Annotated in this window: 18 protein-coding genes; 8 read left to right on the top strand and 10 right to left on the bottom strand. The window is 61.4% G+C overall.

Annotated features, from left to right (window positions below):
• Positions 1-1,083 precede the first annotated feature (1,083 nt).
• Complete coding sequence (locus G7016_RS15255; RefSeq protein WP_181115745.1) at positions 1,084-2,208, bottom strand: methyltransferase; 1,125 nt, start codon at positions 2,206-2,208, stop codon at positions 1,084-1,086.
• A gap of 114 nt (positions 2,209-2,322) precedes the next feature.
• Here G7016_RS15255 and G7016_RS15250 point away from each other — a divergent pair, with 114 nt between their 5' ends.
• The gene (locus tag G7016_RS15250) at positions 2,323-3,093 is read left to right on the top strand and encodes a ferredoxin--NADP reductase (protein WP_181115743.1); all 771 of its coding nucleotides are present in this window, start codon (positions 2,323-2,325) and stop codon (positions 3,091-3,093) included.
• Here the strand turns inward: G7016_RS15250 and mscL are convergent, their stop codons facing one another.
• Complete coding sequence (gene mscL / locus G7016_RS15245; RefSeq protein WP_181115741.1) at positions 3,094-3,540, bottom strand: large-conductance mechanosensitive channel protein MscL; 447 nt, start codon at positions 3,538-3,540, stop codon at positions 3,094-3,096.
• A 186-nt stretch (positions 3,541-3,726) separates the two neighbouring features.
• Between mscL and radA the strand changes: the two genes are divergently transcribed.
• On the top strand, positions 3,727-5,094 hold the full coding sequence (gene radA, locus G7016_RS15240; RefSeq protein ID WP_181115738.1) for a DNA repair protein RadA: 1,368 nt from the start codon (positions 3,727-3,729) through the stop codon (positions 5,092-5,094).
• Positions 5,095-5,160: 66 nt separating this feature from the next.
• Positions 5,161-5,850 (top strand): HAD-IA family hydrolase, encoded by a 690-nt coding sequence (locus tag G7016_RS15235; protein WP_181115736.1) that lies wholly within the window; start codon positions 5,161-5,163, stop codon positions 5,848-5,850.
• A 4-nt stretch (positions 5,851-5,854) separates the two neighbouring features.
• Here G7016_RS15235 and G7016_RS15230 read toward each other — a convergent pair whose 3' ends face one another.
• A complete protein-coding gene (locus G7016_RS15230) occupies positions 5,855-6,211 on the bottom strand; it encodes a PilZ domain-containing protein (RefSeq protein ID WP_181115734.1) in 357 nt (118 codons plus the stop codon).
• A 234-nt stretch (positions 6,212-6,445) separates the two neighbouring features.
• Here G7016_RS15230 and G7016_RS15225 point away from each other — a divergent pair, with 234 nt between their 5' ends.
• The 3 genes from G7016_RS15225 (at position 6,446) to yjiA (ending at position 9,792) form a co-directional block, all read left to right on the top strand.
• Positions 6,446-8,512 (top strand): carbon starvation CstA family protein, encoded by a 2,067-nt coding sequence (locus G7016_RS15225; RefSeq protein WP_181115732.1) that lies wholly within the window; start codon positions 6,446-6,448, stop codon positions 8,510-8,512.
• 11 nt (positions 8,513-8,523) lie between these two features.
• Entirely contained in the window at positions 8,524-8,724 is a 201-nt protein-coding gene (locus G7016_RS15220; protein WP_181115730.1) for a YbdD/YjiX family protein, read from the top strand.
• 87 nt (positions 8,725-8,811) lie between these two features.
• Positions 8,812-9,792, top strand: coding sequence for a GTPase (yjiA, locus tag G7016_RS15215; RefSeq protein ID WP_181115729.1), 981 nt, complete (start codon positions 8,812-8,814; stop codon positions 9,790-9,792).
• A gap of 2 nt (positions 9,793-9,794) precedes the next feature.
• On the opposite strand, the gene G7016_RS15210 is transcribed toward yjiA, so the two are convergent.
• The 3 genes from G7016_RS15210 to G7016_RS15200 all read right to left on the bottom strand — a co-directional run bounded on the left by G7016_RS15210 (position 9,795) and on the right by G7016_RS15200 (position 15,773).
• Positions 9,795-10,364, bottom strand: coding sequence for a hypothetical protein (locus G7016_RS15210; RefSeq protein ID WP_181115726.1), 570 nt, complete (start codon positions 10,362-10,364; stop codon positions 9,795-9,797).
• Between the two features lie 150 nt (positions 10,365-10,514).
• On the bottom strand, positions 10,515-11,768 hold the full coding sequence (gene glyA / locus G7016_RS15205) for a serine hydroxymethyltransferase (protein ID WP_181115724.1): 1,254 nt from the start codon (positions 11,766-11,768) through the stop codon (positions 10,515-10,517).
• A 186-nt stretch (positions 11,769-11,954) separates the two neighbouring features.
• A complete protein-coding gene (locus tag G7016_RS15200; RefSeq protein ID WP_375139697.1) occupies positions 11,955-15,773 on the bottom strand; it encodes a sensor domain-containing protein in 3,819 nt (1,272 codons plus the stop codon).
• Between the two features lie 243 nt (positions 15,774-16,016).
• Here G7016_RS15200 and ettA point away from each other — a divergent pair, with 243 nt between their 5' ends.
• On the top strand, positions 16,017-17,681 hold the full coding sequence (gene ettA / locus G7016_RS15195; protein ID WP_181115719.1) for an energy-dependent translational throttle protein EttA: 1,665 nt from the start codon (positions 16,017-16,019) through the stop codon (positions 17,679-17,681).
• A gap of 58 nt (positions 17,682-17,739) precedes the next feature.
• Here ettA and G7016_RS15190 read toward each other — a convergent pair whose 3' ends face one another.
• The 4 genes from G7016_RS15190 to G7016_RS15175 form a co-directional block, all read right to left on the bottom strand.
• Entirely contained in the window at positions 17,740-18,240 is a 501-nt protein-coding gene (locus G7016_RS15190) for a GreA/GreB family elongation factor (RefSeq protein WP_181115717.1), read from the bottom strand.
• Between the two features lie 78 nt (positions 18,241-18,318).
• Positions 18,319-18,675 (bottom strand): hypothetical protein, encoded by a 357-nt coding sequence (locus G7016_RS15185; protein WP_181115715.1) that lies wholly within the window; start codon positions 18,673-18,675, stop codon positions 18,319-18,321.
• A 103-nt stretch (positions 18,676-18,778) separates the two neighbouring features.
• Positions 18,779-20,632: an Lnb N-terminal periplasmic domain-containing protein gene (locus G7016_RS15180; RefSeq protein ID WP_181115713.1), complete on the bottom strand. Its 1,854-nt coding sequence runs from the start codon at positions 20,630-20,632 to the stop codon at positions 18,779-18,781.
• A gap of 59 nt (positions 20,633-20,691) precedes the next feature.
• On the bottom strand, positions 20,692-21,180 hold the full coding sequence (locus G7016_RS15175; protein ID WP_181115711.1) for a DUF3015 domain-containing protein: 489 nt from the start codon (positions 21,178-21,180) through the stop codon (positions 20,692-20,694).
• A 236-nt stretch (positions 21,181-21,416) separates the two neighbouring features.
• On the opposite strand from G7016_RS15175, the gene G7016_RS15170 reads away from it, so the two are divergent.
• On the top strand, positions 21,417-23,858 hold the full coding sequence (locus G7016_RS15170; RefSeq protein WP_181115709.1) for a Lon protease family protein: 2,442 nt from the start codon (positions 21,417-21,419) through the stop codon (positions 23,856-23,858).
• Positions 23,859-23,945 lie beyond the last annotated feature (87 nt).

Genomic DNA, 23,945 nt, shown 5'->3' with positions numbered 1-23,945 from the left:
GCATCGAGAATAAATCCGAACAGTAAGCGCGCTGCCTTAATGCGATCATCCGAATATACTCTGTAGGAAGTGGGCGAAGCTCGTGAAGAATTCATAACGCGAATAGGCAAAAAGTTGTTCGCGAGCTTCGCCCGCTTCCTACAAGTTGATCGGTAATAGCGCTACCTCTGTGCCCGCAACACCACGAACTTGGGAGTCGCCGCTACATGGTCCACGCCTCGTAACTAAATGGCATCGAGAAAAATCCGAACAGTAAGTTCGCTGCCTTAATGCGATCATCCGAATATACTCTGTAGGAAGCGGGCGAAGCTCGCGAAGAATTTATAGCGCGAATAGGCAAAAAGTTGTTCGCGAGCTCCGCCGCTTCCTACAAGTTTATCGGTAATAGCGCTACCTCCGTGCCCGCAACACCACGAACTTGGGAATCGCCGCTACATGGTCCACACCTCGTAACTAAATGGCATCGAGAAAAACTCCGAACAGTAAGCGCGCTACCTTAATGCGATCATCCGAATATACTCTGTAGGAAGCGGGCGAAGCTCGCGAAGAATTTATAGCGCGAATAGGCAAAAAGTTGTTCGCGAGCTTCGCCCGCTTCCTACAAGTTGATCGGTAATAGCGCTACTTCCGTGCTCGCAACACCACAAACTTGGGGTTCGCCGCTGCATGGTCCACGCCTCGTAACTAAATGGCATCGAGAAAAACTCCGAACAGTAAGCGCGCTACCTTAATGCGATCATCCGAATATACTCTGTAGGAAGCGGGCGAAGCTCGCGAAAAATTTATAGCGCGAATGGGCAAAAAGTTGTTCGCGAGCTTCGCCCGCTTCCTACAAGTTGATCGGTAACGGCGCTACCTCTGTGCCCGCAACACCACGAACCTGGGATTCGCCGCTACATGGTCCACGCCTCGTAACTATATGGTATCGAGAAAAAATCCGAACAGTAAGCGCGCTGCCTTAATGCGATCATCCGAATATACTCTGTAGGAAGCGGGCGAAGCTCGCGAAGAATTTATAGCGCGAATGGGCGAAAAGTTGTTCGCGAGCTCCGCCCGCTTCCTACAAGTTGATCGGTAATAGCGCTACTTCCGTGCTCGCAACACCACAAACTTGGGGTTCGCCGCCACTTGTTCCACACCCCGGAACAGCCGCGCCAGTTTGGTGTGGTAGCCCAGGTGGCGGTTGCCCACGATGTACAGTGCGCCGCCGGTAACCAATGCATCCCGCGCCTGCTGGAACATGCGCCACGCCAGGAAATCACCCACCACCTGTTGCTGGTGGAAGGGGGGATTGCACAGCACTACGTCCAGCGAGCTTGCCGGTTGGCCCGCCAGTCCGTCTGCGGGCTGGATGTTCGCCTCACGCTCGCCGAGGGCTGCGTGCCAGTTCTCTCGCGCCGACTGCACCGCCATATAGGATTCGTCGACCAATGTGTAATGAGCGTCAGGGTTGCTCAAGGCGCTGACGATGCCGAGCACGCCGTTACCGCATCCCAGGTCGGCGACGCGCGCGCTGCCCAGGTTACGCGGCAGATGGGGCAGGAAGGCGCGGGTACCGATGTCTAGCCCGTCGCGGCAGAACACGTTGGCGTGGTTGACAAGCTCCAGCGCCGGCGTGTCCAGTTGGTAACAGGTAGGGTAGGGCGAGCGGGCCGGTTCACGATGCTGATAGGTCGCCGTGAGCAAGCGGGCTTTCTTTACCGCCAGCGAAGCCTGCACGGGCCCGATGTACTTTTCCAGCAAATCCCCCGCGGCCCGAGGCAGGTGCTTGATCATCGCGCCGGCCACCACTTGCACCCCGTCGCGCAGGTGCGGCTGAAGCCGGATCAACTGTTCTTCCAGCAGTGCCAAGGTTTTGGGAACGCGCACCAGTACATGGTCGAAGGCGCCTTCGAAGGGCTCGCTCGACGGCAGCAGGTTAAGCGCGTCGTAAGCGTGCCCGTTGCCAGCCAGGTTCTTGCCCAGCGCCAACGCCCCCAGATGCGAGTCCCCGCTGGTCACCACATCGAAGCGCCCCAGCAGGCTGATCGCCAACGCACCGAAGCCGTCGTTCAACACCAGCACGCGTGCCGCGGACGGAAGCTGCTGCTCGGCCAGATGAGCGAGCAGGTAGTCATCGGCGGCATCGAAGGCATACAACGGTTCGTTGGCCATTTCCGGCTGGCGAACCAGGTCGAGTTGGGCGAAGGCGTTGTCGAAGCGGGGCATGTGCAGGCTCGGGCAGGTAAAAAAAGGGCGATTCTACGGGGTTTCCACACGCACCGTCGGTGTTTGTCGGCGCGCAATTGCGCCAAACTACGCGGTATTAAACGTGGAGGCCCCATGACCGACGAGAAGTTCACCCGCCAGCGCCTGTTGGCCGTGCACACCTTGACCCCCAACTTGTTCACCCTGCGCACCACCCGTGATGCAGGCTTTCGCTTTCAGGCAGGGCAGTTTGCGCGCCTGGGCGTAACCAAGCCGGACGGCACCGTCGCCTGGCGGGCCTACTCCATGGTGTCCTCGCCGTACGACGAGTTTCTTGAATTCTTCTCGGTGGTAGTGCCTGGCGGCGAGTTCACCAGCGAACTGTCGCGCTTGCAGGTGGGCGACGAGCTTCTGATAGAGCGTCAGACATTCGGTTATCTCACACTGGACCGCTTCGCCGATGGCCGCGACCTTTGGCTGTTGGCCACAGGCACAGGCCTGGCGCCCTTCCTTTCCATCTTGCAGGGCTTTGAAGCGTGGGAGCGTTTCGAGCGTATTGTGCTGGTGTACAGCGCCCGGCATGGCCGCGACCTCGCTTATGGAGAGCTGATCGCGGACCTGGAGAAACGCGAGTACCTCGCCGAGTATGCCGGCAAGCTCACCTTCATCCCTCTGGTCAGCCGGGAGCCGTGGCCAGGCGCCCTGCAGGGGCGGATCACCGACCTGATCGCCAACGGCGAGCTGGAGCGCGCGGCGGGTATCGAACTCACCCCTGAGCATTCCCGGGTAATGATTTGTGGTAACCCGGAAATGATCGACGACACCCGCAAGCTGCTGAAAAGCCGCGACATGAACCTTAGCCTCAGCCGCCGGCCAGGTGCAGTCGCGGTGGAAACCTACTGGTGATTACACCACTGGCGGTTGTACCGATACCGCCGGGGCTGGCTTGCCATTCTGTTCCTTGAGAATGTCGCGGATCTCGCCCAGCAATACTTCTTCCTTGGTAGGCACTGGCGGCAGGCTGGGTGCCTTGGCCTCTTCACGCTTGAGCCGATTGATCGCCTTCACGCCGATAAAGATGGCGAAGGCCACGATGATGAAGTCGACCACGGTTTGAATGAATTTACCGTAGGCCAGCACCACCGCCGGCGAAGCCCCCTCGGCGGGGCGTAGCGTGACGGCAAGGTCGGTAAAGTTGATGCCACCGATCAGCAAGCCGAGCGGCGGCATGATGATATCGCCCACGAAGGACGACACGATCTTGCCGAAGGCCGCGCCGATGATGATACCCACGGCCAAGTCGACCACGTTGCCTTTGACTGCGAAGGCCTTGAACTCTTTAAGCAAGCTCATTGAGTGCATCCTTTTTCAAGTTGAAGAAACGGGTAAGTTTTTTACCAAATGCTTGAAAATCAGCGCCTTGGCATTTGGGTTACTGTTTTACCAGACCGGCAACCCACCGATTAGTTTTGTTTCGGCAAGCCCCGGCTGGCCGAGCCGAGGAGTATGATAAGCGCCCTTTCGTTCGATGGAGGCACCATGGCCAAGGCCAAGCGCATGTACGGCTGCACCGAGTGTGGCGCAACTTTCCCCAAATGGGCGGGGCAGTGCGCCGAATGCGGTGCCTGGAACACGCTGGTGGAAACCATGGTGGAAAACACCCCAGCCGCCGGCAGCAACAGCCGTACCGGCTGGGCGGGCGAGCAGGCCACGGTAAAAACCCTTGCAGAAGTGAGCGTGGAGGAAATTCCACGGTTTTCCACCGCCTCTACCGAACTGGACCGCGTGCTGGGCGGCGGCCTGGTGGATGGGTCGGTGGTGCTGATCGGCGGCGACCCGGGTATTGGCAAGTCCACCATCCTGCTGCAAACCCTGTGCAACCTGGCCGAGCGCATGCCGGCCCTGTATGTGACCGGGGAAGAATCCCAGCAACAAGTGGCCATGCGCGCGCGCCGGCTTGGCTTGCCGCAGGACAAACTCAAGGTGATGACCGAAACCTCGATCGAAAGCATCATCGCCACCGCTCGCAGGGAAAATCCCAAGGTGATGGTGATCGACTCGATCCAGACCATCTTCACCGAACAGCTGCAATCCGCGCCGGGCGGCGTAGCGCAGGTGCGCGAAAGTGCGGCCTTGTTGGTGCGCTTTGCCAAGCAGAGCGGCACGGCGATATTCCTGGTGGGGCATGTCACCAAAGAAGGCTCCCTGGCGGGCCCTCGGGTGCTCGAGCACATGGTCGATACCGTGCTGTATTTCGAAGGTGAGTCCGACGGCCGCTTGCGCCTGCTGCGGGCGGTAAAGAACCGCTTCGGCGCGGTGAACGAGCTGGGCGTGTTCGGCATGACCGATCGAGGCCTGAAAGAAGTGTCCAACCCTTCGGCGATCTTCCTCAGCCGCGCCCAGGAAGAAATCGCGGGTAGCGTGGTGATGGCGACCTGGGAAGGTACCCGGCCGATGCTGGTGGAGGTGCAGGCGTTGGTCGATGACAGCCACCTGGCCAACCCTCGGCGGGTGACGCTGGGCCTGGACCAGAATCGCCTGGCGATGCTGCTGGCAGTGCTGCACCGTCACGGGGGTATTCCTACCCACGATCAGGACGTGTTCCTTAACGTGGTGGGCGGGGTAAAGGTGCTCGAAACCGCGTCGGACCTTGCCTTGATGGCGGCGGTGATGTCCAGCCTGCGAAACCGCCCGCTGCCTCATGGCTTGCTGGTATTCGGCGAGGTAGGGCTGTCGGGCGAGGTGCGGCCTGTCCCCAGCGGGCAGGAGCGGCTCAAGGAAGCGGCCAAGCACGGGTTCAAGCGGGCCATCGTGCCCAAGGGCAATGCACCGAAGGAAGCCCCGGCGGGCCTTGAAATCGTAGCGGTAACCCGTCTGGAGCAGGCCCTCGACGCCCTTTTCGAGTAGCGTTGCAGCTTGACCTGAAGCACTCGCCCGGAGTATCACCTTCTTTTAAGCCGAGCGAGATTTCCCATGGTGAGCGCTTCAACCTCCGCACCGCAGGTAAAGGCTGTGATTTTCGACATGGATGGCCTGCTGCTCGACACCGAGGGCATCTACACCGAAGTCACCCAGTCCATTGCTCAGCGCTATGGCAAAACCTTCGACTGGAGCCACAAGCAGCACATCATCGGCCGCGGTGCGCGAGACCTGGCCACCTATGTGGTAGAAGCCCTGCAGCTGCCGATCACAGTGGATGAATTCCTGGAGATTCGCGCGCCCTTGATGACCGCCCGCTTTCCCGAGGCGATGGGGATGGCCGGCGCCGAAGCGCTGGTGCGGCATTTGAAGGCCAACGGCATTCCGATCGCGGTAGGCACCAGCTCTTCGAGCACGTACTTCAAGCTCAAGACCCAGCAGCACGAAGCATGGTTTTCCCTCTTCGATACGATCGTGACGGCTGATGACCCGGAAGTGGGCGCTGCCAAGCCTGCCCCTGATATCTTTCTGGTAGCTGCCCGCCGCCTGGGTGTGGCACCGGCAGACTGCCTCGTGTTCGAGGATTCGCCCTTCGGCGTGACCGCTGCCAAGGCGGCGGGCATGTACGCCCTGGCCGTGCCGGATTCGGCCATGGACCCGGAGAAGTACACCCACGCCGACGGCCGCCTTGGCAGCCTGCTTGAATTCGAGCCCAGCGGATGGGGGCTGCCGGCGTTCCCGTAAGGGATCAGCCCACCAGCGCGCCCAGCTCCCGCTCCAGCTCCGCCTCGTCGCCCAGGTTCAACTCCACCAGGCGGCGCAGGTGGCTGATGGAATCAAGGTCGATGTGGGTGCACTGGAAGCCCAGTTGGCCATCGTTGTCGTGCTTGAGCTCGGTTTCCATCTTCACCGGGGCGTCTTCACCCAGCTGCACAGTCACCTGGAACGGTGCGGCCGGGTTGCCTTGCCAGTCGGCTGGCCGCTCGACCAGTAGCCCCTTGAGGGACAGGTCGAGCAGTTTGACCTCCCAGCGATTGTCACCTTGGGTAAGCTCGGTGCGGGCATCGAAGGCAATACGTTTGAAGCGACGACGTTCTTCAGTCATGGGTACTTCCTCAATGAGGCCCGTCAGCGCGGGTCGCTCTCTATGCTGCCGTGCCATGGCGTAGCCGGCAATGCTTGTATACAGGTTTTGCCGAGTACCTCGCGAAACCTTGAAAGTCAGCCGGTAACGGCACAAAACCCCGTGCCATCGACCTTTGTGGGGGGTGTGCTTCCCGGCAAGTGTAGCTAGACTGGAGCCGGGTTTGTTCCGTTGCCATTCGCTGGAATATAAAACATGAAAAACAATAATAGTCTGGCCCGCCATCTGCCATGGCTCGCGCTGGCCGTCATTGGCGCCTGGGCGCTCGGGGTTGTCGCGCTGCGTCGCGGCGAAAGCATCAACGCGCTCTGGATTGTGGTCGCCTCGGTGGCGATCTACCTGGTTGCATACCGTTACTACAGCCTGTTCATCGCTGAGAAAGTGATGCAGCTCGATCCTCGTCGAGCCACGCCTGCCGTGCTCAACAACGATGGGCTGGATTACGTTCCCACTAACAAACATATCCTGTTCGGCCACCATTTCGCGGCCATCGCCGGAGCTGGCCCGCTGGTGGGCCCGGTGCTCGCCGCGCAAATGGGCTACCTGCCTGGCACCCTCTGGCTGATCGCCGGCGTTGTGGTGGCCGGCGCCGTGCAGGACTTCATGGTGCTGTTCCTCTCCACCCGCCGTAACGGCCGCTCGCTGGGCGACATGGTGCGCGAAGAGATGGGCCGCATCCCGGGCACCATCGCCCTGTTCGGCTGCTTCCTGATCATGATCATCATCCTCGCCGTGCTGGCGCTGATCGTGGTCAAGGCGTTGGCTGAAAGCCCGTGGGGCGTGTTCACCGTGATGGCGACCATTCCTATCGCGGTGTTCATGGGCGTGTACATGCGCTTTATCCGCCCGGGCCGCATCGGTGAAATCTCGCTCATTGGCGTAGCACTGTTGCTGGCTTCCATCTGGGCTGGCGGTCAAGTGGCTGCCGACCCGGTATGGGCCAAGGCCTTTACCTTCACGGGCGTGCAGATCACCTGGATGCTTATCGGCTACGGCTTCGTGGCTGCGGTAATGCCGGTTTGGCTGATCCTCGCACCGCGGGACTACCTGTCTACGTTCTTGAAAATCGGCACTATCATCGCCTTGGCCATCGGCATTCTGGTCACCATGCCAGAGCTGAAAATGCCAGCGCTCACGCAGTTCACCGACGGCACCGGGCCGGTGTGGAAAGGTACGCTGTTCCCGTTCCTGTTCATTACCATCGCCTGCGGCGCGGTATCGGGCTTCCACTCGCTGATTTCCTCGGGCACCACGCCCAAGCTGCTGGATAACGAAGTGAACGCCCGGTACATCGGCTATGGCGCGATGCTGATGGAGTCGTTCGTAGCCATCATGGCCATGGTTGCCGCCTCGGTCATCGAACCTGGCGTGTACTTCGCGATGAACAGCCCGGCCGCTGTAGTGGGTGGCGACATCAACGCCGTGGCAGCCGCGGTCAGTGGCTGGGGCTTTGCGATCACACCCGAAACGCTGCAGGCGGTGGCCCACGACATTGGTGAAAACACCATCCTGGCCCGCGCCGGTGGTGCGCCCACGCTGGCCGTAGGTATCGCGCAGATTCTGCACACGGTACTGCCAGGCGAAAACACCATGGCGTTCTGGTACCACTTCGCGATCCTGTTCGAGGCGCTGTTCATCCTTACCGCGGTAGACGCCGGTACCCGCGCGGGCCGCTTCATGCTGCAGGACCTGCTCGGCAGCTTCGTGCCTTCGCTCAAGCGCACCGAATCCTGGGGCGCCAACATGGTTGGTACCGGCGGTTGCGTGGCGTTGTGGGGTTACCTGCTGTATCAAGGCGTGGTCGACCCGCTCGGTGGCATCAATACCTTGTGGCCCCTGTTCGGCATCTCCAACCAGATGCTGGCGGGCATCGCGCTGATGCTCGGCACTGTGGTGCTGATCAAGATGAAGCGCCAGCGCTACATCTGGGTCACCCTGTTGCCAGCGGCGTGGCTGCTGATTTGCACCACCACCGCGGGCCTGATCAAGCTGTTCGACCCCAGCCCGGCGGTGGGCTTCCTGGCATTGGCGAAAAAGTACAACGACGCGCTGGCGGCAGGGCAGGTGCTTGCTCCGGCCAAGAGTATCGAGCAGATGCAGGCAGTGATCTTCAACGCCTACACCAACGCCACGCTTACCGTGCTGTTCCTGTTCGTGGTGCTGGCAGTACTGGTGTTCGCGGTCAAGGTCGGCTACGCGGCGCTGGGCAAACGCGACCGCACCGACAAGGAAGCGCCATTCCAGGCGCTGCCAGACGCATGAGGACCTGAGCCATGTTCAATGACCTGAGCCGGTTGGGCAAATACCTGGGGCAGGCCGCGCGCCTGATGGTCGGCATGCCGGACTACGATAATTATGTGGAACACATGCGAAAGACCCACCCGGACCAGCCGGTGATGGATTACGAGGCCTTCTTCCGTGAGCGGCAAGAGGCCCGCTACGGCGGTGGCAAGGGATCGCCCCGTTGTTGCTGAACCCCGCCTCGGCCTGATTCGCGAGCTGTCCCCGGCCTTCCGGGGACATGCTGATTCAGGTGCCTCGATCCTGATCCGGAGACGTACGTGCCCATCCCTGTCCCTGTAACGGTGCTGACCGGTTTTCTCGGCGCCGGCAAAACCACCTTGCTTCGCTACATGCTTCAGGCCGAGCACGGGCTGAAGCTGGCGGTGATCGAGAACGAATTCAGTGACGCCGGTATCGACACCGAACTGCTGGGCGACGAGCCCGTGCAGGTGGTAACGCTGGCCAACGGTTGTGTGTGTTGCAGCATCCATACTGACCTCACCAAAGCGTTATTTCTGTTGCTGGAACGGCTCGATTCAGGAGAAATCGCCTTTGATCGGCTGGTGATCGAGTGCACCGGCCTGGCCGACCCTGCGCCGGTTGCTCAAACCTTTTTCATGGAAGAAGAGCTGCGTGACCGTTATGTGCTCGATGGCATTGTGACCCTTGTTGACGCGGCCCACGCTGGCGAGCATCTGAAGCAAACCATCGCCCAGGCCCAAGTGGGGTTTGCCGACCGGCTACTGGTGAGCAAGACGGATCTGGTCACACCCGAAGCGTTCGAAGCACTCAGTAAGCGGTTAGCCCGCATCAATAACCGCGCCCCGATTCGCGTAGTGGACCACGGTGAGATCGACCTGGCGGAGCTGCTGGATATTCGAGGGTTCAACCTCAATGCGGAGCTGGGCGCGGGGTTCCGCCCACGGCCAATGCTCATCGGCGAAAGCACCGACCGTATCACCAGCATGGTGTTGCGCACGGATAGGCCGCTGGACATCGACCGCCTCAGCGATTTCATGAACACGCTACTGGAAGAACACGGCCGGCAATTGTTGCGCTACAAGGGTGTGCTCAATATCGCTGGCGAGCCCTGCAGGCTGGTGTTCCAGGGTGTGCTCAAGCTCTACGGCTTTGACTGGGACACCGCCTGGGAGGAGGGCGAGGCACGCGAGAGCGTGATGGTGTTCATCGCCGATGACTTGCCAGAACAGGCAATCCAAGAAGCGTTCAAGGGTATGCAGGCTTGCGAGGGCCCGTGAAGTTACTGCTCACCTGGCTCGCTGAGCCATGGGGCACTCACGTTACGCTCAATGATCAATAGCTTCCATATTTGAGCATTCGGATGCTCAACGCCCAGATATTGGTAGCCGGAATGAGCTCGACGGCGTGGGGTAATGGCAGCGCCTTCAGTGCTTAACTTGATAGCGTACTGGCTTGTGGAAACATCTGTCGGATCGAGTGGGCGCTCATTGAGGCAGTTCAGCTCTAACAAGGCAGGAGCTCGTTGGTCGGCGGGCAAGACACCAAGAAAACCTCCTTCGTCGAGCGCCACCCCTCTGCTGAAATACTTGCCTGGGGAACGCACATACAGTTGGTAGCCTTCGGTTGTCCATTGGAAGTAGAACGCCATGGGCTTGGGCGTTACGCCCGCTTGGCAACTGAGCAAGTGTGAATCATTGCGCACTGTGCTCGCCAGGTGCGGCGCGAGAACAGCCAGGTTTGGGAGGCGGTTGGCCCAGGCAGCTTTACCTAATAGTGCGCTTAGTGTGTTGAGTGGGTGGCCATTGAGCCATAAGGCTCCAACAAAGGATTGTTGCTGGACGGTAGGCATGGTTGATACTCCTGCAACTTGCGTGAAGGCCCGTTCGGGCCAGGAGACGGCACCTTAAGTGCGGTCCGCAGGTGGCTGGAAAGTGGAAGCGTTTCTCGAACCCATAAAAAAACCCGGCACTTGGCCGGGTTCTCGTTTACGCCTGGCGGATCAGTTGCCGTACACCGGCAGCCGCGCGCAGATAGCCTTGACCTTCTCGCGAACGGCATCGATCACCGCTTCGTTGTTCAGGTCGGCCAGGATGTCGCAGATCCAGCCTGCCAGCTCGCGGCAGTCAGCTTCGTTGAAGCCACGGGTGGTCACGGCTGGGGTGCCGAAACGCAGGCCGGAAGTCACGAACGGCGAGCGCGGATCATTCGGTACCGAGTTCTTGTTGACGGTGATGAACGCGCGGCCCAGGGCAGCGTCCGCATCCTTGCCCGAGATGTCCTGCTTGATCAGGGAGAGCAGGAACAGGTGGTTCTGGGTGCCACCGGAAACGACGTCGAAGCCGCGCTCGATGAACACTTCGGCCATGGCCTGAGCGTTTTTCACCACTTGCTGCTGGTAGGCCTTGAATTCAGGCTGCAGCGCTTCCTTGAAGCATACGGCCTTGGCGGCGATAACGTGTTCCAGTGGGCCACCCTGGGCGCCCGGGAACACGGCCGAATTCAGCTTCTTCTCGATTTCAGGATTGCTGCGCGCCAGGATCAGGCCACCGCGTGGGCCACGAAGGGTTTTGTGTGTGGTGGTAGTGACCACATCGGCAAACGGAACGGGGTTAGGGTACACGCCAGCGGCAACCAGGCCAGCCACGTGCGCCATGTCCACGAACAGGTAAGCACCGACCTTGTCTGCGATGGCGCGGAAGCGGGCGAAGTCCAGCACCTGAGAGTAGGCGGAGAAACCGGCCACGATCATTTTCGGCTTGTGCTCTACCGCCAGGCGCTCCACTTCGTCGTAGTCGATCAGGCCATTGCCGTCGATCCCGTACTGAACGGCGTTGTACAGCTTGCCGGAGGAAGACACCGAAGCACCGTGGGTGAGGTGACCGCCGTGGGCGAGGCTCATGCCCAGAATGGTATCGCCCGCTTGCAACAGCGCCAGGTACACCGCGGCGTTGGCCTGTGAGCCGGCATGAGGCTGCACGTTGGCGTAGTCGGCACCGAACAGCTCCTTGGCGCGATCGATGGCCAGCTGCTCAACCACATCCACGTACTCGCAGCCGCCGTAGTAGCGCTTGCCCGGATAGCCTTCGGCGTACTTGTTGGTGAGCACCGAGCCTTGAGCTTCCATGACCGCCGGGCTGGTGTAGTTCTCCGAGGCGATCAGCTCGATGTGCTCTTCCTGACGCAGGGCTTCTTGCTCCATCGCGGCAAAGAGGTCGGCGTCAAACTTGGCAAGGGTCAAATCACGGCTGAACATTGGCGGTCCTCGAGGATCGGCAGAGAGAAAGCCGCCATTCTACCGCATCCACCGGAGGCTGGCACATGAGCGCCCGTCATCCTGGGGATGACCGGGGTTCAGCTGAGGGCCGCGAGCTGCAAGCTGCAAGCCAAAAGCCACGGCAGATCTTCTTGCCGCTTGAAGCTTCGAGCTTGCAGCTCTCGCTCAATCGAACATGAACAAGGCGTCGTTGCTGAACTGCGCTTCGAACCGGTTGGCTTGCATGGGCCGGCCGAACAGATAGCCTTGCACTTCATCGCAGCCGTGTTCGCGGAGGAAGTCCAGCTGGTCGTGGGTTTCCACGCCCTCGGCGATCACCGAGAGGTTGAGGCTGTGGGCCATGGCGATGATTGCGCGGGCGATCTGTGCATCCTGTTCACCCTCAGGTAGCCCATCGACGAAGGTGCGGTCGATCTTCAGCACGTCAATCGGGAACTGCTTCAGGTAGTTGAGCGAGGAATAGCCCGTGCCGAAGTCGTCAACGGCAATGCTCAGGCCGAGCATTTTCAGGCTGTCGAGGATCTGCATGGCCTCGTTCACGTCCCTCATCAGGATACTCTCGGTCAGCTCCAGCTCAAGGCACGCAGGCGGTACGCCGGTTTCCGCGAGGATGCTCGCAATGCGCTTGCCCAGCTGGCCGTCGGAGAACTGCCGCGCCGATATGTTTACCGACACCTTGGGCACCCGTACCCGGGCCTGATGCCACGCTTTCAATTGGCGGCAGGCCTCGGTCAGTACCCAGTCGCCCACATCTACCACCAGCCCAAGCTCTTCGAGCACGGGGATGAAATCCTGAGGCGGAACCAGCCCACGCCTCGGGTGCCGCCAGCGCAGCAAGGCCTCGGCGCCAGTAAGCCGTTTTCCATCCCCGCTGAGCTGGGGCTGGTAGTACAGCACGAACTCTTCCTGCTCCAGGGCGTGGCGCAAATCGCTTTCGAGTTCCAGCCGCTCCAGCGCACTGGCATTCATGTCTGCCTGATAGAACTGGAAGTTGTTCTTGCCGCGTTCCTTGGCGTGATACATCGCGGTGTCGGCGTTTTTCATCAGCTGGCTCAGCTCGCTGCCGTCCTGCGGGCTAAGGGCAATGCCGATGCTGGCCGTGACGAAGAACTCCCGGTTCTCGAGCACGAAAGGCGCGTGAAGATTACCGAGGATTTCCTCCGCTACGTGGATAGCTCGGGTAAGCGCCGCTTCGCGGCTGCCGCGCGGCTGCAACAACAGGGTGAATTCGTCACCGCCCATGCGCGCAACCGTGTCGTCTTCATCCACGCAGGCCAGCAAGCGCATGGCCATATCCTTGAGCATGCGGTCGCCCGCTGCATGGCCCAGCGAGTCATTGATGGGCTTGAACCGGTCGAGGTCCAGGAACATCAACACCACCCAGGCCTTCTGCCGTTCGGCTTGCTGCAACGCAGTGAACAGGCGGTCCTGGAACAATGTGCGGTTGGGCAGGTGGGTGAGGGCGTCGTAGTAGGCGAGCCGGTGGATACGCTGTTCGCTGGCCTTGCGCTCGCTGATATCGCTGAAGAAACAGACATAGCTGGCCAGGTCGCCTTCTTCATCCAGTACCGCGGTTATGCCCACCCAAGCCGGGTAGTGTTCGCCGTCACGCCGTTTAAGGCGTATTTCCCCTTCCCAGCTGCCATTGAGGTGAAGCTGCTTGACCACGTATTGCAGGTGGGCTTCCTGCTGTTCGATGACCGTGAGCAGTGTGGGTAGCTGGTCCAGCACGTCTGCAGGCTGATAACCGGTGACTCGGCTGAACGCTTCGTTCACCTGCACGATATAGCCGGCCGGGTCGGTGATGAGGATCGCGGAGGTGGAGTGCTGGAACACCGTAGCCGCCATGCGCAGGTCTTTCTCGGCACGTCGCTGTTGGCTTACGTCGCGGCCTACGCCGAGAATCCCTTCGAAGTTGTCGTGTTCGTCCCAGATCAATACCAGGCGCAGCTCGATGGGGATCTTGCGGCCATCCGCGCGCAGGCAGTCGAGCATGAACGTCTGGCTGCGCACCTGCGTACGCAACTCTGCCAGCAGGGCCGGCTCGCCCAAGGCGGCGCGTACCCGGTCGAGCAACGCCTCCAGGCCGGTGACCTGGCTGGGCGTGGCGATGGTGGATTGCCAGCCGTTATCGAACACCGATTGCACGTCATAACCGAGCACGGTTTGAACGGAGGGGCTGACGTAGTTGAGCTTCAGGCGGCTGTCGGTCGAAAAGATGACGTCACTGATGCTTTCAGCAAGCATGCGATAACGCTGTTCACTGTCGCGTAGCGATTGGCTCGCCTCGATCTGCTCGGTAACGTCCTTGGCCACGCCGATGATCCGCGTCACCCGCCCGGCGGTATCCTCGGTGAGGCTTTGCTCGCGGATGTCGAAACGCCGCCAGCTGCCGTCCCTGTGCTGGAAGCGCAGCTGGCATTGCAGTTGACCGGCATAGCTGGTGTCCCGCTGGTACTGGCGCAGGGCACGGTATTGCTCGGCATCCACCGGATGCATGAGGGCTTCCCAGAACTGGTCGCCCAGGTCCTGAACTTCGCTATGGGTATAGCCCAGCGTCATGCCCAGGTGATGGTTGCTGTAAAGCATCTTGCGCTGGAGCACGTCGGCCACATAAAGATGGTCCGGCACCGCCCGTACCACGTCCGACCAGAACCGCTCGCGCTCTACCAGCGATACCTGGGCCTGCTTGCGTTGCGTGACGTCGTTGAGGCTTAGAATCACTTCATCCACGCTGCCATCTTCGGGCACGCGGATCTGTGCCCACACATGGCGGGCAGCGCCGTCGGAGCCAGGCAGCGAAAACTCGAGTTCGACCGTGGCGGGTGCGAGCAAGGCGACCAGCAATTCGTAGGGCAGGTTTTGCGGCACCAACGTGCTGCTGCCAACCAGCCGCGCCCACACCGCGCCGGCGTCCTGAAGCTGCAGCAGGTTTAGTGCAACCTGGTTGGCTTCGGTCAGGTGCATGGCTTCGCGCAACACCCGATGCTGGGCTGGGTGTGCTTCGAGCCATGGCAGGATATCTTCGATGCGCCGCAAGCCCGCAAGCGTGACCAATTGGCGCAGGTCCCGCAGGTCGAACACGCAAAGGCCAACACCGGCACCTTCGAAAATATCCTGATAGCGACGCCGTTGCGCTTGCACTTCCTGCTGCCTGCGGCGCAAGTCACGCAGTACCAGCAACGGCAGAATGGTGCAGGCGAGCCCAAGCGCAAGCTTGCTGAACAGGCCGGGAAGCAGCGGCAACCGCGCAAGCTGCGGATCAAAAAGCCCATCCAGGCGCCAGCCGCTCCCCGGCAGCGAGTAACTGGCGACGCTGGTACGTTGCTCCTCGGCGGACAATGCCAGAACCGGAGCAGGGGAGGTACCTGCGGTTGCGTCACCCGAGGCCCGGTAGATCGGTCGGCCTTCGGCGTCCTTGACCAGCCACTGGGACCAACCGTGGTCGCCCAGGTGGGGCGCCAAAAGGCCATAAAACGACGGAGCGAAGCGCAATATCCAGAAGCCTTGGCTGCGAGGGTCACGCAGGGCCAGCCAGGTTTCAGCGCCGTCCGGGCTGTTGCTGTACCAGTAGCGGGTGTTGCTGGCGTGCTGTGTCAGCTCGGGCAGCGCATTGGATAACGCCGCTGAAGGGCGCTCGCCGGGCAGGGGCTGGCCATTGGCGCCCAGATGCACCGTGCCGATCAGCCCGGCCGGCACCCCCTTTCCACCCGGCGGCGTTCCAAGCAACAGCGCGTTGAGGCTGCTCTCGGCGAACAATGCCATGTTCAGGCCCAGGCGGTCTGCCAGGCTGGCGCTATGCTCTACGGCAGCGGCGCGTTGCTCGTCCTGATTGCGGTGATATTCGTTCAGTACCTGCCATACCAGCAGGCCGAAGAGGAGCAACACCAGCACGGCGAGCGCGCTTTTCAGCGAGCCAGAAAAAGAACCACTGGCCGCAGGGGTTCGCTGGCGCAGGGACGACGACTGATCGAGGTTGCTCAAACTGAAATCCTGCGGTGTTGCGCCGAGACCGCCAGTGGCGCTGCGCGCGTGCCATGGGCCGCGAAAGGCCCATGATAACAGGCGCTGCTGCCGTTGACAGGCTAGCATGCCGCCATGTCTGGCAAAGTGCCAGCCCCCGGGCTCTAAGTTTGCCCTCAATCACGCATTCCGGTAGTTTTGACCGTCTCCCGAAACGCGCTTTTCATCTGTGCGCGCCATCATCGTTACCAGTCAGGTTTACCCATGGCCCAATACGTCTACACCATGCATCGGCTGAGCAAGGTTGTTCCGCCGAAGCGGGAAATCCTAAAGAACATTTCCCTGTCTTTCTTCCCTGGCGCCAAGATTGGCGTGCTGGGCCTGAACGGCTCGGGTAAATCCACGCTGCTACGGATCATGGCCGGGGTAGACAAAGAGTTCGACGGCGAAGCCCGCCCGATGCCCGAGCTGAATGTGGGTTACCTGCCTCAGGAGCCCGAGCTGGACCCGAACAAGAACGTTCGTGAAGTGGTGGAAGAGGCCGTGTCGGCCATCAAGGACGCCCAGGCGCGCCTTGACGAGGTGTACGCCGCCTACGCCGAGCCGGATGCCGATTTCGACAAGCTGGCCGCCGAGCAGGCCAAGCTCGAGTCCATCCTTCAGGCCTCCGACGGGCATAATCTCGAGCGCCAGCTGGAAGTGGCCGCCGATGCCCTGCGGCTGCCGCCATGGGATGCCCGTATCGAACACCTTTCCGGTGGTGAAAAACGCCGTGTCGCGCTGTGCCGCTTGCTGCTGTCGGCCCCTGACATGCTGCTGCTCGACGAACCCACCAACCACCTGGACGCGGATTCGGTGGCCTGGCTGGAGCGTTTCCTCCATGACTTCCAGGGCACTGTGGTAGCCATTACCCACGACCGTTACTTCCTGGACAACGTTGCCGGCTGGATCCTCGAGCTGGACCGTGGCCACGGCATTCCATACGAAGGTAACTACTCCGGCTGGCTCGAAGCGAAGTCCGAGCGGTTGGCGCAGGAATCCAAGCAGCAGTCGGCTCACGAGAAGGCGCTCAAGGAAGAACTGGAGTGGGTGCGCAAGGGCGCCAAGGCGCGGCAGTCCAAATCCAAGGCCCGCCTGCAGCGCTTCGAAGAACTGCAGTCGCAGGAATTCCAGAAACGCAGCGAAACCAACGAGATTTACATCCCGGTGGGCCCACGCCTGGGCGACAAGGTGATCGAGTTCAACAACGTCACCAAGAGCTATGGCGACCGGGTACTGATCGACAACCTTTCGTTCGCCATGCCCAAGGGCGCGATCGTGGGCGTGATCGGCGGCAACGGCGCGGGTAAATCCACGCTGTTCCGCATGATCATGGGCAAGGAGCAACCGGATTCGGGCACCATCGACATCGGCGATACCGTGCAGTTGGCGTGCGTGGACCAGAGCCGCGAGGACCTGGACGGCAGCAAGACGGTGTTCCAGCAGATCTCCGACGGCTCGGACCAGATCCGCATTGGCAACTATGAAGTGCCGTCCCGCACCTATGTGGGCCGGTTCAACTTCAAGGGCGGGGACCAGCAGAAGTTCGTGAAGGACCTCTCCGGTGGTGAGCGCGGCCGCTTGCACCTGGCGTTGACCTTGAAGGAAGGCGGCAACGTGTTGCTGCTCGACGAACCGTCCAACGACCTCGACGTAGAAACCCTTCGTTCGCTGGAGGAAGCGCTGCTGGACTTCCCGGGCGCCGCCATCGTGATCTCCCACGACCGGTGGTTCCTGGACCGTGTGGCCACGCACATCCTGGCCTACGAAGACGACTCCCAGATCGTCTTCTTCGAAGGCAACTACACCGAGTACGAAGCCGATCGCAAGAAGCGCCTGGGCGAAGCCGCGGCGCAACCGCACCGCGTCAAGTACCGCAAGCTGGCGTAATCGGGCCTCGCTGCTACAGGTGTCCTCTGTAGCAGCGAGGCTTGCCTGCGACCTGCGCTCAGTCAGGCGTAGCGGAGATAGCCAGTACTTCCAGCACATGTTCACCTGCCGGGCGGCGCCATACCACTTCGTCGCCCACTTTCGCGCCCATCAGGGCGCGGCCGAGCGGAGAGGCCCAGTTGATCAGGCCAACACCTACGTCAGCCTGATCCTCTCCCACCAGGCACACTTGCCGGTGCATGTTGTGCTCATCCACATAACTGACCCAACTGCCGATCTGTACCGTGTCGGTCGCTTGAACCGGCGGCACGACCTTCGCTGTCTGCAAGCGTTGATGGTAGTAGCGTAGGTCACGCTCCAGATCCGCCAGCGCCTGGCGGTCGGCGCGTTCGCCCAAGGCACTCTGCTCCAGGTGTAGCGCCCGGAGCTCATCGGCCCGGGCGCGTAACTGCACCAGGCCCGACTCGGTCACGTAGTTGGGAAGGGTGCTTACCATCCGCTCCACTGGTTGGCTGGCGTGGGCGGCTGCCTGATCTTCATTGACGAATGCGCGGCTCATGAATATCCCTCCTGGTACGTCTCCTTTGAATAGGCAATAGCTGACCGCCTGGAGTTTCCATTCAATGCCGAACAGTGATCAATTGGAGTGGTAGGCCCGCGCCTTGCCGTTGTCCACGTCGCGCTGCCAGTCCCGATCGCGGTCGTTCAACACTTTGTCGTGAAGATCCTGCCGTTCCTGGTTGGCCAGCGCAGCCTGACATTGACGGAACCCATCGTCCCAGCCGCTGCTGTAGAGTTTGTCGGACAAATAGCGAGGCACGTTCTTGGTATAGGTGCCTGTGATGGAGCCGGCGGCGCCGCGGCCGCTGCCACATCCGTCCTGGTAACCGTCGGCGAAGCCCGGCGGATAACCCTGCTGCAGCAACTGTTCGTGAGTCGTCGTACAGCCGGCGAGCATGATTACGCCGAAGACCACACACCACTGCATCTTCATGTTGGATACCTCAGGCGCCAGGCCAGCTGCCCGGCATAGGTATCAGTTTAGGTGTGTTTTTGTAGATTAAATGTCAATCGTCGGTCAGTGTTTGGTTGGTGCGTCAATAGTGGTACCACTTGAGCTCCAGCAGCACTTCGTTCACCGGCCCGCCGAGGTGGCTGAAGTCTGTCTGCGCCGCGAGCCGCACGCCGAGAGTAGGGCTCAACTCCCATTGCTGGGCCAGGCTCAGCTGGCGCCGCGCTTCACCATTGGTGAAGTAATCGCCCTTGGCTTCCAGGCGCAGATTGCCCAGGCCGTTGCGCCACAACAGCCCGGTGTCAAAGCCTGCCGCTGGCGCCGCGAACGCCGCGAAGTCATTGTTATGCTCTACCCGCAGCGTACCCAGGGCAAAGCCGAGTACCTCCGGCGCGAGCTGCCAGGTTCCTCCCGCGCCACCATTCAAATGCGTGACCAGCACGTTATCGCCATGCTTTCCCAGCACGCGTTCCAGGCCGCCGCTGACCTGCCACGACCAGGGTTTTAGCAGGTCGTTGCGCGGGGACAGCGAACGGATCGTTGCAAGGTTGAACTGTTGCAACTGCCACTCGCCGCCTTCGTACTGGCGAACTTTCAGCCCACCGAGTTCGATCTGCGCGCCCAGCGGGAAGCCGTAGGCGTTGTCCTGCAGGTCGTGATACGCCATGCGCAAGCCATATTCGGCAAACGCGCGATCATCGCGGGTACCCAGCCCCAGCTCCCAGGTTCGAGAGGGGTGGCCTTCTTCTGGCAACCCCGGGCGTTCCACTGCCAAGGCAGGCGGAGGGTTGCGGTTGATAGCCTGCAACAAGGCGAAGCTGCGCTGGCTTCGCTCGGCATCCCGGGGCTGGCCGGTTGCCTCGTAGCGCTGCAGCCGGTAGGCCGTGTCGAGCACCAGGGCCTGTTGCGCGCGGGGCAGGGCGTTGAACGCTGGATCGCCCGCGGCCGCTGGCGTGTCTGCCATGCGCTTGGCAAGCGCCTGCTCTGAAGCGCTCAAGGGGGCAGCTCGGGCCAACAACTCCCGTTCGCGGGAGGGCCTGTAGTCGGTGCGCTGTACCAGCCCGGCGGCCTTGACCGCTTTCACCGTATCGGTAGGGATTGCCGCCAGAGGGAATTGCTCGGTCAGCTGCAAGCCGGGCCTCGCCACTTGCAGTAGCTCCAGTAGCCGGTACGAACAGTTTTCGTCGAAGAAGTAGTAATCGAAACGTATCTGCTGTAGCTCCCACACATGCTCTACCAGCCGGCCGGTTTCTTCCGGGGTGAGGTTAAGCTGGTATTCCCACAGGTCCCGATTTTCCAGGCTGCGGTATTCGGCCAGTTTCTGCTGATACGGCACCAGCGAGAACAGCCCGGGGTAGCCACCGGCCAGCCCTTTCCAGGCATAGAGCATGCTGTTGTCACTGCCTTCTACATAGGCGCCGAAGTTGATCGCATAGCTGAGCAGCGCCGTCTGGTTGGCCTGTGTGTCGGCCTGATCGATGCGCAGCAAAGTATGCCCGAACATCGAGGAAGGACTGTTGAGGTAGGCGGCCGGGAACACCAGCACGGCCGAATGAGGCGAAATGTCGCCGTACCAGTGCTGGAAGTCCGGGCAATCCACCTGGGGCAAATCGTCAAGGTTCAAGCGGGCGCGCAGCCACCGCGTACGTGCAGGAAATACACACTGGGCATGCCGATTGCCCAGGTTGGCCGGGGCATACAGCGCCCGGAGCGTGGCGGCCAATTCATCGGCAGGGCTGTAGCGGCCGTTTTCTGCCAGGAAAAAACGGCGATCATCCACGTAGCTGTGCCAGCCACGGAGGCGTTTGTATTCGTAATGCCCCAAGGCGATCCAGTTCGGGTCTTGAGCCAGGCGATCCAGGGTGGCGGGGGCTATAGACGGAGCGGCGTTGAGCGAGGTGCAGGCCAACAGGGCCAGCCATAGAAAGCGGGTGAGCATCCCTTGCATCCGGCAAATGACAGAACCCGCCCCAAGCGGGGCGGGGACACGCAGCGACCTTACGCCTGGGTGGCGTACTTGGCCAGACGTGGATCGTTTTTCAGTACATTGAGGGTGTTGGCGTGAACGTCTTCGGCCGTCACGTCAGCGGTTTTGAAAATGTCATTGAAGTGCTGGTGGGTCACGCTGGAGAAGTAAGCGCGATCTTCAGGTTTTACGCCCAGTACCACTGCATAGGTGGTCAGCGCTTCGCCTTGGCCTTGCGCCATGTCTTCGGAGAGTTCGTTCATCATGCCATTCATGGCAATCCACGACTTGCCGCCATAGGTCAGCGCGCCGCTGGTGTTGCAACCGTTGGTTCCGGAGGTCATCCCGAACGTGGCGTTCCCGGAAGTGCCGTTGGTGGTAGAAGCCAGGAAGTGAGCCGGGGTGCCGCGCTGGCCTTCAAACAGCATGTTGCCCCACCCGCAGTCCGGGCCGCCGGGGGCCTGGGCAAATGCCTGGAGGGAAGCGACGGTAAACAGGGAGCCAAGCAGAATCCGTTTCATAGCATTGTTCTCGCATGTCGATCAAAATGGCCTGTGCCCTTTCGAGCACCAGGTGCACGCCTGCCGTTGGGCTGGGCGCGCATGTTGGAGTTTAGGCAGGGTTTGCGGTTCCGTCGGCCTTGCTACGCATTTAGCGTACACCGTGCGAGCCATGTGCTTGTCTGGGCAGCGCTCCCTTGCCAGCCGCGCCTTGCGAGCGCCAGAATGCTCAAAGTTTGTAAACCTAAGGAAGCCTGATGCCCGATTCCGTTGCCGCCCGCCTGCGTCTCGCACCTGAAGCCCTGGCGCGGCCGTTCACTGCCGAGCAGTTCAGTTTCGCCAGCACCGAGGACCTGGAGCCCTTCCGCGGTGTGCTGGGGCAGGAACGCGCTGTGGAAGCCTTGCAGTTCGGTGTGGCCATGCCCCGCCCGGGGTATAACGTATTCGTGATGGGCGAGCCGGGTACCGGTCGCTTTTCCTTCGCCAAGCGTTACCTCAAGACTGAAGCCAAGCGCATGCAAACGCCTTGCGACTGGGTGTACGTCAATAATTTCGATGAGCCGCGTAATCCGCGCGCGCTGGAAATGCCGCCTGGCAGCGCTGGCGCGTTCATCAGCGATATCGGCGGGCTTATCGACAACCTGCTGGCGACGTTTCCGGCAGTGTTCGAGCATCCCTCCTACCAGCAGAAAAAAAGCGCCATCGACCGCGCCTTCAACCATCGCTACGACCGTGCGCTGGATGTGATCGAGCGTGCGGCGCTCGAGAAGGACGTGGCCCTGTACCGGGACAGCAGCAATATTGCCTTCACTCCGATGCTCGAGGGCAAGGCGCTGGACGAGGCGGAATTCGCCGGGCTGCCCGAGGCGGATCGCGATCGCTTCCATAGTGACATTGCCGCCCTCGAGGAGCGCCTCAACGAGGAGCTCGCCAGCCTGCCGCAATGGAAGCGCGAGTCCAGTAACCAGCTGCGCCAGCTCAATGAAGAAACCATCACCATTGCGCTCCAGCCTTTGCTAGGCCCCTTGTCCGAGCGGTATTCGGAGCAGGCCGGGGTATGTGCCTATTTGCAGGCTATGCAGGTGCACTTGCTGCGCACGGTAGTAGAGCAGCTGGTCGACGACCCCAAGGGCGATGCCATCGCTCGCAAGATGCTTGAAGAACAGTACGCGCCCAACCTGGTGATCGGGCACCACGCCAGCGGGGGCGCGCCTGTCGTGTTCGAGCCGCACCCCACCTACGACAACCTGTTTGGCCGCATCGAATACAGCACGGACCAAGGCGCGTTGTACACCAACTACCGCCAGCTGCGGTCGGGTGCGCTGCACCGGGCCAATGGCGGTTTCCTTATCCTTGAAGCCGAGAAGATGCTGGGCGAGCCGTTCGTGTGGGATGCGCTCAAGCGCTCCTTGCAATCGCGCCGCCTGAAGATGGAATCCCCCCTGGGCGAGTATGGCCGGCTGGCGACCGTAACCCTGGCGCCGCAGATGATCCCCCTCAATGTGAAGGTGGTGATCATCGGCTCCCGTCAGCTGTATTACGCGCTGCAAGACCACGATCCGGACTTCCAGGAGATGTTCCGGGTACTGGTGGACTTCGACGAAGACATCCCCATGGACGGTGACAGCCTTGAGCAGTTTGCCCAGCTGCTTAAAACGCGTACCTCCGAGGAGGGTATGGCTGCCCTCAGTGCCGATGCAGTCGCTCGGCTGGCCACTTACAGCGCTCGCCTGGCCGAGCACCAAGGGCGTTTGTCTGCCAGGATCGGCGACCTTTTCCAGCTGGTGAGCGAGGCGGATTTCATTCGCCAGGTGGCGGGCGACCCGGTGACTGATTCGGGCCACATCGAGCGCGCGCTCAAGGCCAAGGCTACGCGGACCGGCCGAGTGTCGGCACGCATCCTCGACGACATGCTTGCGGGCATCGTGCTGATCGACACCTCCGGCGCCGCCGTGGGCAAATGCAACGGGCTCACGGTACTGGCGGTGGGCGACTCGGCGTTTGGCGTTCCCGCGCGTATTTCCGCCACGGTGTACCCCGGCAGCAGCGGCATCGTGGACATCGAGCGCGAGGTCAACCTGGGGCAGCCCATTCACTCCAAAGGCGTGATGATCCTCACGGGCTACCTTGGCAGCCGCTATGCCCAGGAGTTTCCGTTGGCGATCTCCGCCAGCATCGCGCTGGAGCAATCCTATGGCTACGTGGATGGCGACAGCGCTTCGCTCGGCGAAGCGTGCACACTGATCTCGGCGCTGTCGCGCAAACCGCTCAAGCAGTGCTTCGCCATTACCGGCTCGATCAACCAGTTCGGGGAAGTGCAAGCTGTAGGCGGGGTGAACGAGAAGATCGAGGGCTTCTTCCGGCTGTGCGAAGCGCGTGGGCTTACCGGCGAGCAGGGCGCGATCATTCCCAAGGCCAACGTGGCTACCCTTATGCTCGACGAGCGGGTGGTGAAGGCCGTGCGCGACGGCACCTTCCACGTGTATGCGGTCAGCCAGGCGGACGAAGCGCTCAGCTTGCTGGTCGGCGAAGAGGCAGGCGAGCCTGATGCCAACGGCAACTTCCCGGAAGGCAGCGTGAATGCTTTGGTGGTGGATCGCTTGCGGGCTATTGCCGAAGTCATCAGCGAAGAAGAGCTGCGTGAAGCCGAGCGAGACCACAAAGTGGAAGCGCTAGCCGAGGTCAAGCCCTGCTCCTGAGGCGTTGGCGCCGGGCGAGATGACCGCTCGGCGCTCATCTGCCCGGTGTACGGATCTTTTTGCGCGAATGCGGTCTGAGGAGAATCC

This window comes from Pseudomonas japonica (genome assembly GCF_013522925.1).
Lineage (GTDB): Bacteria > Pseudomonadota > Gammaproteobacteria > Pseudomonadales > Pseudomonadaceae > Aquipseudomonas > Aquipseudomonas japonica_A.
The sequence above is the reverse complement of the archived record's forward strand: the minus strand, read 5'-3'. Positions and strand labels throughout refer to the sequence as shown.

Bases quoted from the DNA above. Each gene is read 5' to 3' on its own strand.
- G7016_RS15255 (WP_181115745.1), bottom strand. From the start codon at position 2,208: ATGCCCCGCTTCGACAACGCCTTCGCCCAACTCGACCTGGTTCGCCAG.
- G7016_RS15250 (WP_181115743.1), top strand. From the start codon at position 2,323: ATGACCGACGAGAAGTTCACCCGCCAGCGCCTGTTGGCCGTGCACACC.
- mscL (WP_181115741.1), bottom strand. From the start codon at position 3,540: ATGAGCTTGCTTAAAGAGTTCAAGGCCTTCGCAGTCAAAGGCAACGTG.
- radA (WP_181115738.1), top strand. From the start codon at position 3,727: ATGGCCAAGGCCAAGCGCATGTACGGCTGCACCGAGTGTGGCGCAACT.
- G7016_RS15235 (WP_181115736.1), top strand. From the start codon at position 5,161: ATGGTGAGCGCTTCAACCTCCGCACCGCAGGTAAAGGCTGTGATTTTC.
- G7016_RS15230 (WP_181115734.1), bottom strand. From the start codon at position 6,211: ATGACTGAAGAACGTCGTCGCTTCAAACGTATTGCCTTCGATGCCCGC.
- G7016_RS15225 (WP_181115732.1), top strand. From the start codon at position 6,446: ATGAAAAACAATAATAGTCTGGCCCGCCATCTGCCATGGCTCGCGCTG.
- G7016_RS15220 (WP_181115730.1), top strand. From the start codon at position 8,524: ATGTTCAATGACCTGAGCCGGTTGGGCAAATACCTGGGGCAGGCCGCG.
- G7016_RS15210 (WP_181115726.1), bottom strand. From the start codon at position 10,364: ATGCCTACCGTCCAGCAACAATCCTTTGTTGGAGCCTTATGGCTCAAT.
- glyA (WP_181115724.1), bottom strand. From the start codon at position 11,768: ATGTTCAGCCGTGATTTGACCCTTGCCAAGTTTGACGCCGACCTCTTT.
- ettA (WP_181115719.1), top strand. From the start codon at position 16,017: ATGGCCCAATACGTCTACACCATGCATCGGCTGAGCAAGGTTGTTCCG.
- G7016_RS15190 (WP_181115717.1), bottom strand. From the start codon at position 18,240: ATGAGCCGCGCATTCGTCAATGAAGATCAGGCAGCCGCCCACGCCAGC.
- G7016_RS15185 (WP_181115715.1), bottom strand. From the start codon at position 18,675: ATGAAGATGCAGTGGTGTGTGGTCTTCGGCGTAATCATGCTCGCCGGC.
- G7016_RS15180 (WP_181115713.1), bottom strand. From the start codon at position 20,632: ATGCTCACCCGCTTTCTATGGCTGGCCCTGTTGGCCTGCACCTCGCTC.
- G7016_RS15175 (WP_181115711.1), bottom strand. From the start codon at position 21,180: ATGAAACGGATTCTGCTTGGCTCCCTGTTTACCGTCGCTTCCCTCCAG.
- G7016_RS15170 (WP_181115709.1), top strand. From the start codon at position 21,417: ATGCCCGATTCCGTTGCCGCCCGCCTGCGTCTCGCACCTGAAGCCCTG.